The 10,624-nt window shown below is 57.2% G+C and carries 6 protein-coding genes; 4 read left to right on the top strand and 2 right to left on the bottom strand.

Translation table 11 applies throughout. From position 1 onward, the window contains the following. Both KDL09_RS15645 and KDL09_RS15640 read left to right on the top strand, forming a co-directional pair. Positions 1–734 (top strand): DUF932 domain-containing protein (locus tag KDL09_RS15645; protein WP_294386994.1); only part of this gene is annotated, 734 nt, incomplete at its 5' end. Next, a complete protein-coding gene (locus tag KDL09_RS15640) occupies positions 731–937 on the top strand; it encodes a hypothetical protein (RefSeq protein WP_294386993.1) in 207 nt (68 codons plus the stop codon). The genes KDL09_RS15645 and KDL09_RS15640, both read left to right, overlap by 4 nt. 426 nt (positions 938–1,363) lie before the next feature. Here KDL09_RS15640 and KDL09_RS15635 read toward each other — a convergent pair whose 3' ends face one another. Then, complete coding sequence (locus tag KDL09_RS15635; RefSeq protein WP_294386988.1) at positions 1,364–1,999, bottom strand: response regulator; 636 nt, start codon at positions 1,997–1,999, stop codon at positions 1,364–1,366. A gap of 733 nt (positions 2,000–2,732) precedes the next feature. On the opposite strand from KDL09_RS15635, the gene KDL09_RS15630 reads away from it, so the two are divergent. Both KDL09_RS15630 and KDL09_RS15625 read left to right on the top strand, forming a co-directional pair. Further along, complete coding sequence (locus tag KDL09_RS15630) at positions 2,733–3,176, top strand: response regulator (protein ID WP_294386984.1); 444 nt, start codon at positions 2,733–2,735, stop codon at positions 3,174–3,176. 50 nt (positions 3,177–3,226) lie between these two features. Beyond that, positions 3,227–7,399, top strand: a complete 4,173-nt coding sequence (locus KDL09_RS15625; protein ID WP_294386983.1) for a PAS domain S-box protein — start codon at positions 3,227–3,229, stop codon at positions 7,397–7,399. Here the strand turns inward: KDL09_RS15625 and KDL09_RS15620 are convergent. Beyond that, positions 7,355–10,531, bottom strand: a complete 3,177-nt coding sequence (locus tag KDL09_RS15620) for a PAS domain S-box protein (RefSeq protein WP_294386997.1) — start codon at positions 10,529–10,531, stop codon at positions 7,355–7,357. The two genes, KDL09_RS15625 and KDL09_RS15620, sit on opposite strands and share 45 nt — an antisense overlap. Between the last annotated feature and the right edge of the window lie 93 nt (positions 10,532–10,624).

The raw sequence follows: 10,624 nt of genomic DNA, 5'->3' as shown, positions 1-10,624 counted from the left end.
GCAGCCCGAACCTCACCCTCCACTGCGGAGCATCGCACGTCGAGCTCGACGAAGTCCGTGCGGTGGCCACGCCGCGCCACACGCAGAGCTGGTGTCCCATCCCGCATGCGGAACTCATCAGCACCGTTCAGCGCACCCTGGCCACCACCAACCTGCGCATCGGCACGCAGGCCCATTCGTTGTCCCACGAAGGTCAGCGCTACTTTGGCCTCATGGAAGTCCACGCTCAGAAATCCAGCGACGACTACTGCTGGGTGCTTGGCCTGCGCAACAGCCACGACAAGACGTTCCCCGCCGGCATCGTCGCCGGGGCCAGTGTCTTCGTGTGCGACAACCTCTCGTTCTCAGGTGAGATCAAGTTCGCGCGCAAACACACGCGGTTCATCGTGCGCGACCTGCCTCAGTTGGTCAGCCGCTCCGTCGGACTCCTGCTCGCCAAATGGCACGATCAAGACAAACGCATCGCCGCTTACAAGGAAGCCGAGATCACCGACATCGAAGCCCATGACCTTGTCATTCGCGCCACCGATGTCGGCGTGTGTTCCAACCGGCTCATTCCACCCGTGCTGCACGAATGGCGCGAACCACGCCATGACGCCTTTGAGCCACGTAACGTTTGGTCGCTGTTCAACGCGTTCACCGAATCGTTGAAGGACGGCAACCTTGCCGAACTCCCCAAGCGCACCGAGGCGTTGCATGGTCTGCTCGACACCCACGTGGGCCTCCTGTCGTGAGCCAGCCTTCATGCATCGAGCGCGAGCACTACCAGAAGCTCGTCGGCCGCCAGATCCTTGCGATTTACTGGGACGAACTGGATGGGCAGGCTCTGCCCGTTCTCGTTCTCACCGGTCGTGATCGCGACGGCCATGCCGCCAAGGCAACTGTGCTCGCCGACCCCGAAGGCAACGCCCCCGGCCACTTGGATCACCGCTTGTGATCTGTAACCACGCGATCCCGCCTGTGCGTGCAGGCGGGACCGCTCACATCGATAACAATCCACTTCATAGACCTGACTTGCCACTGCGCTGCCAAATCAAATCTGGCCGCTCGGAGACCTAAGTAACGAGATTGGCTTCGCACCACCTGACTGCTAGACTTCCGCCTGCGCACAGTAGGTCGATGCGAGTATTTACAAACGTGTCGACGACCATTGTCCTTTTATCGATGGGTGGTTGCTCCCGGATCCCAGCACGACCCGATCCGCGCTAGCACATGCTCGAGGGTGAATTTGAAGCATTGGGATGCCTGGCCTAATGCTTTAATGAGTTTGAACCACACAGCCTGCTCGCATCGGCATTGAAGCCAATGACGAAGCGGAGAACGAGGAAGTTAAAGGAATAATTGGGCCGAGCGTTTTTTTTAGCTATCGTTGGTTTTCGCGTGAGAACGAGCTTTTTGCGACTGTGCCCCTGAACGAAGCCTGGGACAACCCGTGCTCGTCAGGGGAGTTCACGAACTTGGCGATGACATCATCGAGTTCCTTGATGCCAAAGGGTTTGTTTATGTAGTCCGACGCTCCTGCGGCCAGGCACTTTTCCTTGTCTCCGGCACCGGCAAGTCCAGAGAGACTGATGATCGCCGTGGCGCGAATCGAGGGATTCGATGATTCCCGGATCTTCCTGATCGCCTCCAGACCGCCCAAGACCGGCATGCGGACATCTATTAAAACAAGCTGCGGGTGATGAGCAAAAACCTGCTGCACGGCTTCTTGTCCATCACGGGCGGTGATCACACCAAAACCCAGGGATTCAAGGTAGTTGCGGACAACACTGACCAGAGCGGGTTGATCGTCGGCGATCAGGATCGTCACGGGGCCATTCGAGGCGGGGGCTAGTGAGTCGCCGGTAACAGGTGACGATGCGACCACGGCCGGCAGCACTCCATCGTCGTGTGCCAGGGGGAGAGGAAGGCTGAGGCAAAGGTTGAAGTCCGGCGCTGCGCGCTGGGTGCAGGCGAGAGTTCCACCGGAGATGGCGACGAGTTTCTCCAGCACGGCCATGCCAATGGGCTTCAGTTTTCGCAAGCGCTCCAGCTGAGCGGAGTCGAAACTAAACGGAGCTGGCGCGTCCAATGCGGCAACATTCGGAGACGCCTCCTGGCTGGTAGATGCCTTCAGCCGGAGGCTTCCTTCGAAATGCGAAACATGAAGATGAATGCGGCTCCGGGTGGGAAACGACAAAACGGAGGCGCACACAAATTCAATGATCACATGCATCAAGCGGCGCGCATCGGCGGTAACACGAAGGACGACAGGATCGACATCCACGACGATTTGAGCTTCTCTGGAGCATAGACTTTTCGGCAAATGGCGGATGCTTTCTTCACAGATGTCACGAACGAGGCAGTCAGACGGAGTCAGCGCGACCTCGCCGAACTCGAGAGATTGAAGCCCGACCCAGTCTGTCACGAGATGAATCGCTTCAGCAGTGTTTGCCCGCATGGAATCCAGCACCTTTTTCTGACCTTCATTCACAGTGCCATAGAGCTCGTCCCGAAGCGTCTCGACTTGTGCAAGGATGCTGGACAGGGGACCACGTATCTCATGCCCTGCGGCGGCGAGAAAGTCGCTTCGCTTCGCGAGGGATTCCTCGACTGCTTGCGTGGATGCACCAGCAAGCCTTGGGATGCATGGGTCTAAATCATTATTCATTCTCGTTGTTCCAGACTACACGTGTTTGTTTTGCTGTATGTTATCGCAATTACAAGCAACCTTGGAAAGATAATGATCCTTCATGAGCTCGCGAGATACGCAATTCACACGTTTACGAACTGTTCTGCTGGTGGAAGACCACGCCAGCTACCGCTCCGTGGTCCACGACGCACTGACGCGCTATCTGGCCAATGTTGAGGTCCTGACTGCTGGCAGCGTAGCAGAGGCGCTTGATGCCTTGAGATCGCACGATGTGAATGTTTTGGTCGCGGACATGACGCTGCCGGACGGTACCGCCATCGATCTACTAGATGGGGCCGCGGCTTTAGATCGGGGCAATTGCAAGGCGATTCTCCTCAGCAATCACTCCAGCGTGGACATGTTGCCCGTGCTCACCCGCCCGGATGTCCATGGTTATGTTTCCAAGGAGCAAGGGGTGAAAGCACTGGCCGCGGCGATATGTGCAAATCTCGACGGAGTCATTGAGGAACCTAAAGAAATGACTCGAAGTGAACGCAATCCATAAATTCACTTTCTCAGAGGAGTTCTTCAACCCTTAACCACTTTGATTTGTTCATGCCCGCGAAAACCGCCGAATGTGACGAGGACAAAAGCAGTGAATTAGAATGGTATCGCAACGTTTTTGACTGCCTCAATGATGCTGTTTTCGTGCATGACGCAGAGTCTGGGGCGATTTTGCAGGTCAATCATCGTGCGTGCGAACTCTACGGTTGGCCGCCCGACGTGATGAGAACTCTGTCCGTGTCCGAACTCAGCGCCAACGTGCCGCCCTACACTCAGGAAGAGGCGAGAAAGTGGATGCAAAAGGCCACGCAGGAGGGGCCGCAACTGTTCGATTGGCAGGCACGCACCCGTTCCGGAAGGGTGTTTTGGGTGGAGGTGAATATACGCATGGCCACAGTCGCCGGGGATGTCCGCTTGATCGTCACGGTGCGCGATATTTCCAGGAGAAAACAGGCGGAAAACGAGCTTCGCCGAAGCGAGGAGAGATTCCGTTCGGTGCTCGGGAATTCCAAAGACCCTGTTTATTGTCTCAACCTCCCGACACTGACGTACGACTACATCAGTCCTGCGGTGGAACAAGTGCTTGGGTTTAGTGTGGATGAGTGCATCGCAGGCGGGATTAAACTCATGCTCTCACGGATGCATCCAGAAGATCACCCCTTGGCTCAAGACCGGCTGCCGCGCCTTGGAGACATTCAATCGCATGATGACTTTCACCCGGTGCTTGAGTATCGTTTCCGCCGCAAAGATGATCACTACAGGTGGATCAACGAAAGCCGTTCGATTGTAAGAGATACCGAGGGCAAGGCGATTGCGATCATTGGCAATCTGCGAGATATCACCGCGCGCATCGAGCAGGAGGAAGCGCTGCAGCAGCAGGCGCACGCGACTCTGCTTTCACAGCTGGAGGGAACCACCTTGGCGTTCGTTGAACGTGATGTAAGTGGGCGCATATGGAGATGGTCTCCACAGGCAGAGAAAATATTCGGATGGAATGCCGCCGATGTTGTGGGCCGTCATCATACTGATTGGGGGTTCATTCACCCAGATGACCTCCCGCGGGTCGAGGCTGCCTTAAATTGCCTCCTCGACAGGTCTGAGTCGCGCACCACCTGCGTCAACCGCAACTTGAGCAAGGACGGCCGTGTCCTTGTGTGCGAGTGGCACAATTCTGCGTTGCTGAACGAACAAGGCGAGATCCAGTCAATTTTAAGCCTCGCTTCGGACATCACTGTCGAGAAAAAGGTTGAAGAGGCCCTGAGGGCCATGGCGGATGGTGTAAACTCCCGCACGGGCGAAACTTTCTTCCAGTCAATGTGTCTCCACCTGGCAAGAACGCTGGAAGCCAAGTATGCCATCGTGGCCATGCTCATCCCGGAGCGGGACCGCATGATCCAGACGCTGGGCTTTTGTGCGGACGGCAAAGTGCAGCCCAACCAAATACGCTCCCTGGTTGGCACCCCATGTTATAACGTCGCCAGCGGCGGAGTCTGCTATTACGACAAGGATGTGCAGCTGCATTTCCCTGACGATGCAATGCTGCAGCAATTGGGCGTGAGCTCCTACATGGGAATCCCGCTCCACGCGGTCGATGGACGGGTCATCGGCATGATTGCCGCATTTAGTGACACGGCCCTTGATCACAGAGTGCGACTACAAGCGATTTTTCAGCTATTTGCCGTTCGTGCGGCGGCGGAGTTGGAGAGGCATCAGGCGGAGCTGGCGCTACGAAAAAGCGAGGAACGCTATGCGCTTGCTGCCAGTGGCTCAACCGGCGGGGTCTGGGACTGGGACATTCGCACTGGTGGTGTGTACTATTCCCCTAGGTTTCGGGAACTTCTCGGGTACACTCAATCGGAGTTTCCGAGCCTCTTCTATGCGTGGGAGCAGAAAATGCATCCTGAGGATCTCCCGCTGGTGAAATTGGCGCTCGAAGCCCATCTTGAGCGGCACGAGCTATTCTGCATCGAGTATCGCATCCTTGTGAAGTCGGGAGAATATCGATGGTTCGAGGCCCGCGGGCAGGCTCTATGGAACGAGCACCAGGAACCCTATCGCATGGCAGGATCCGCGCTCGACATTCACGAGCGCAAACTGGATGAGCAGCGGCTGCTCCGTCTGAACCGCCTGCACGCGATGTCCAGCAGCATCAATGAAGCCATCGTCCGTATCCGCGATCCTCAGCAACTGTATGAGGCTGCGGCACAAATCGCCGTGGATAAGGGCAGCATGCGAATGGCATGGATTGGCCTCCATGATGAGAAGAGTGAGACGTTGATTCCAGCCGCCTGCGCCGGGCACGAAAACGGCTACCTGCAAAACCTCAACCTGACGGTGAAAGACGAGCCGATGGGCCGTGGGCCAGGTGGACGGGCATTCCGGAGCGGCAGGCATGCGATCTCGAATGACATCGGCAACGACGAGTCATTTTTCTATCGAGAAAGAGCGCTGGAGCGCGGATACCGCGCCAGCGCGGCCTTCCCATTGATGCCCGGTGGCAGGAAGGTCGGCGTGCTGCTGATCTACGCTGATACTTGCAACTGCTTTCAGGATGAGGAAATTCGAGTTCTCAGCGCCCTCGCGGACAACCTTTCATTCGCTTTGGAAACGGCTGCCAAGGAGAAGGAGCGGCAGGGGGCGATCGAAGCCCTGCGTGAAAACGAGCGCATGATTTCCACCCTCATGGGAAACTTGCCCGGCGCAGCCTATCGATCGCGAATCGACGAGCAGTGGACGCTTGAATTCGTCAGTGAAGGCTGCAGGGAGATCACAGGCTATGAAGCGGATGAACTGGTGAGCAATCGCCGGGCATCTTTTGGCGAATTGATTCACCCCGACGACCAGGAGCATTACCGGCGAAGCGTGGACGAAGCGGTCGCCGCTGGTCGGCGTTTTGAGATGACCTACCGGATCCGCCGTGCGGATGGCGAAGAACGATGGATCTGGGAACGCGGCCAGGGAATTCCCTCCGAACAAGGTGATCTGCAATACATCGAGGGGTTCATGACCGATGTGACTGAGAAACGCCGCATGGAATCCCAATTCTTGCGGGCACAGCGCATGGAGAGCATCGGCACACTGGCGGGCGGCATTGCCCACGATCTTAACAACATTCTCACCCCAATCCTGATGTCACTTACGATCCTGAGGATGAAGCTCTCGCATCCTCGCGACATTGAGCTGCTCAATACTCTTGAAAGCAGCGCCAACCGGGGAGCAGACATGGTGCGGCAAATTTTGAGTTTTGCCCGAGGCGTCGAAAATCGGAGCATGCTCCTGAGCCCGCGTGAAATCATTCGCGACATCGAACACCTGATTCTTGAGACCTTCCCGAAGGAAATACAATTGATCGTGACATGCGACGACGACATCTGGAATCTGGAGGCGGATCCCACCCAGCTTCACCAGGTTTTGCTCAATCTTAGCGTCAATGCGCGGGACGCGATGCCGGATGGCGGCCGCCTGGCAATTTCCGCCGTCAATCTCGACGTGGATGCGCAGTTTGCCAGCATGCATCCGGATGCCACGCCGGGGCCGTATGTCGTGCTCGAGGTCAGCGACTCTGGCACCGGGATCCCGGCTGAGGTGCGAGACCGGATTTTTGATCCCTTCTTTACAACGAAAGAGGTTGGAAAGGGCACAGGACTCGGATTGGCCACGACCACAGGCATCGTCAAATCGCATCACGGTTTCATCGATCTGAGCAGTCAGACCGGCAAAGGAACGACCTTTCGGGTGTTTCTGCCCGCAAAGCCCTCTCGAACGAAGATTGAGGCCAGGTTGGCTCCCTCCTCGGGACGGATGGGCCGGGGAGAACTCATCCTTGTGGTCGATGACGAATTTCCCATTCTCACCGCTACAACACATACGCTGGAGGCATTTGGCTACCGGGTCGTGACGGCGGCGGATGGAACGGATGCCCTTGCCACCTTCCTGAAAAACGATGAGCAGCCGGCTGCCGTCATCACTGATATGATGATGCCAAACATGGATGGACCTTCGCTCATCCAGGCGCTGCTTCGCATTCACCCCGGACTTCCCATCATCGGTGCCAGTGGTCTCAACCAGCAAATGCAGGCGCAAGTAAGCAGTTTGGGTGTGACTCATTTTTTGAGCAAGCCCTACACGGCTGGTGCTCTGCTGGAGGCTCTGGCGGCGCTCTTGGGAGCTTCCCCCGATTCAAGCGCCCTCTCTGGAGGTAGAGGGAATCTTGGCGGCATGTAGGACATCATGCAACGCTCGCAGCATGGTCCGGGCATCATAGGGTTTGGCGAGGAAGTGCACGATTCCCGCCTTGGCGGCCTGGACCTGACCTTCAGGCGAGAGCACCCCGCTGGCAGCGATGATGCGAACGGCAGGATCAATTTTTGTCAGCACTTGAATCGTCTGCAAACCGTCCATCACCGGCATCATCATGTCTGTCAGCACCAATGCGATCTCGTTTTGGTGATTGGAATAGACAGAGACAGCCTCCGCGCCGTCCGAGGCCAGAAGGACCCGGTAGCCGTGCGACTCCAAGGTGCGCCGTGTGATGTCTCGCACAGAGGCTTCATCATCCACAACCAGGACGACTTCGCCTGCTCCTTCGGGCGTGGGTTCGTGCTCAGTGGCAGGTGGGACAAGCGTCCCAAACTGCCCGGTTGGAAGGTACACCGCAAGCCTGCTGCCCTTGCCGGGTTGGCTGCTCGCCGCAACAAATCCACCGTGGCTTTTGATGATGGCCAGTGAGGTAGATAGGCCGAGGCCGGTGCCTTTGCCGATTTCCTTGGTGGTGAAGAAGGGTTCAAACATTTTGTCCATCACATCGGAAGTCATGCCTGCGCCATTGTCCTCCACGGTGATCATGATGTGTTGCCCCGGAGTCGCATCCAGATATGCGGCAGCATATTGAGCGTCCACCTCGATGTTCTGCGCTGTGATTTTGAGTTCGCCTCCCGTTGGCATCGCATCCCGTGCGTTCACGCACAGATTGAGGAGCACTTGATGGAGTTGGGTGGGGTCCCCGGCAATGGGTTCCAGATCTTCATCACTGTGAACCTTCAGAGTGATGTTCTTCGGGAAAGAGTCGCGGACGAAGCGACGGACCTCTTGCAGCGCTTCAGAAACTGAGACCGGGAGACGTCTTCCTTCGACCCCCTTGGCGAAGGACAACAACTGCCGGATCATCTCCGCACCTCGCCTGGCATTGGCCGCAATGGAATCAAGACTCTCATGGTCTGTATCGCTCGCTTCCTTTTTCTTGAGCAGATCCACCGCCATCATGATCGGTGTCAGTATATTGTTCAGATCATGAGCCACACCGCCGGCCAGCGTTCCAATGCTCTCCATGCGCTGCGAGCGGTAGATCTGGTCTTCGAGAAGTTTTTTCCTAGTGATGTCTGTGTTGATTGAAAGAATGCTCTTGGGACGACCTTCCGGATCGCGGACGAGTGTCCAGTGGGCTTCGATCATGAGATCCTCCCCGTGCTTGCCTGACTGCCGGATCTCACCTTTCCATTCACCGTCTGTAAGCACTTTGGCGGTCTGTTCGTCGAATTGCGAAGTGTCCTTATAGATCAGTTCGGAAACCTTGCGACCGAGGGCTTCTTCAGACGTCCAGCCGTAGAGCTTTTCGGCACTTTTGTTCCAGTATGTGACAGTGTGGTCCAGTTCACGGACAAGAATGGCGTCGTTGGCCTTGTCGAGGAGGGATGCCTGCTGGCGCAATTTTTCCTCAGACTGCCGGTGCTCCCATTGAGCCAGCAACAGTGAGATGAAATTGGCCAGCGACACGGCAAAGCTCTGTTCTTCCTCCCCCCACGTCCGCGGCGGGCCTATGTGTTCATGGCAGAGCACTCCTGCCAACTGGCCGCCCACGTGCAGTGGAGCGTCCAGCATGGAGGTGATTCCCAGCGGTCGAAGGTAGCTGTTGGCAAATTCGCATGTGCGTGCGTCATGAACGGCATCGTCCGCTGAAATGAGTTCATTGTGGGCCAGCGCAGCGAAGTACGAGGGGAAGTCTCTCTCAAGGAGTTCCAGACCTGCTGAGTGATACCGAGAGGAGGCCTCAAATAGCGCATGGCAGAAGATGGAACTTCGGTCTGACGAAAATCTCCAAATGCTGACCCGCTCCACTTTCATGACGTCCGCGATGAGTTCGGTGATTTCTCGAAAAGCCTCGTCTGGCCGCGGGGCCTGCATCAAGCCACCTTTCATCAGCCTTGCGAGGGTCCTGCGCTGCTCGCTGTAGCGGCGGTTTGCTCGCAAGAGCTTTTGCTCCGCTTCTTTGCGGGCCGAGATGTCGCGTTGAATGGCGGCGAAGTGAGTTGTGCGTCCGCCCGCATCGGAGATCGGCACAATATCGATCTCAAGGCAAAACGCCTCTCCGCTCTTGGTATAGTTGATCAGTTCCTCCTTGACGGGCTTATGGCCAGCGAGGGCCGCTCGAATGCGGCCCAGCGCACCGCGATCAGTCTCCGGCCCCTGGAGGAACCGAGGGCTGCGGCCGATGACCTCGCCAGGGCTGTAACCGGTAAGCCGTGTGAATGCTTCGTTCACGAATACGATGCGGGGTCCTGGTTCGTCGATAGGTTCCGCTTCGGTGATCAGCACGATGTCGTTCACCATTGCCACCGAAGTTTGCAGCAAGCGGAGTTCGGTGCGGCCTTGATGAATGGATGCGAGGTCCGACCACAGAAACACCATGCGCTTGGGTTTGCCGGAGGGTTCCTTGATGACGGAAAGCTTGCATTCGAACCATGGGGCTTCACCCATCCTTCCGGGGAGTCGGACCTCGATCACGGCATGCTCTGATTCACCGGAACGAATGGACGCCACTGCCTGCAGCATCTGCGCAGTATCGTCCGGATGAACAAGACTCTCGACTCCGATACCGTCCGAGACGTGTGCCAGTGCTCCGGCGACATCCGCGAAATGCTCGCTGATCTGGCACACATGTCCATCCATGTCGGTGAGAATGACGGCAGGAAAGTCCATGCAGATTCTCGAGGTGGCCACCGTCGAAAGCGAGTACCCGCCAGGATCCCCCTCTGCATTTTGAGTGATGTCCAGCCAATTGATGAGCGCACCTCGCTCGTCTGGGGTGGAGAAGGATTGCGTGATGTTTTGGATCCGAAGCGAAGCTCCCTGCCCTACGGGCAAGCGGAACTCAAAGCGAGACAGAGGTTTCTTGTGCCTCAATACTTGACGAAGTCCCTCCGTGGCACAGCGGGCCCACTCACATCCCGTCATGGCCGCCATCCCAAGAATCTCGAAGCAGTCCTCGCCGCACTGCGGCAGCGGCACTTTTTCACCCGATGGGAGGTGAAACGGATTCCATGTGCCATGGACAGCAACGACGGTCCCGCGATCATCCACCTGAATCAACAGATGGCGCGAGACATCCTCGCCCGTCGAGGCGGGAGGTTGGGGTGGCGCGTCGAGGTTCATGGCTGTAGCTTTCCCGCAGCG

Origin of the sequence: Prosthecobacter sp. (genome assembly GCF_020439865.1) — a bacterium.
Lineage (GTDB): Bacteria > Verrucomicrobiota > Verrucomicrobiia > Verrucomicrobiales > Verrucomicrobiaceae > Prosthecobacter.
This window is presented reverse-complemented; position numbering and strand designations above follow the sequence as displayed.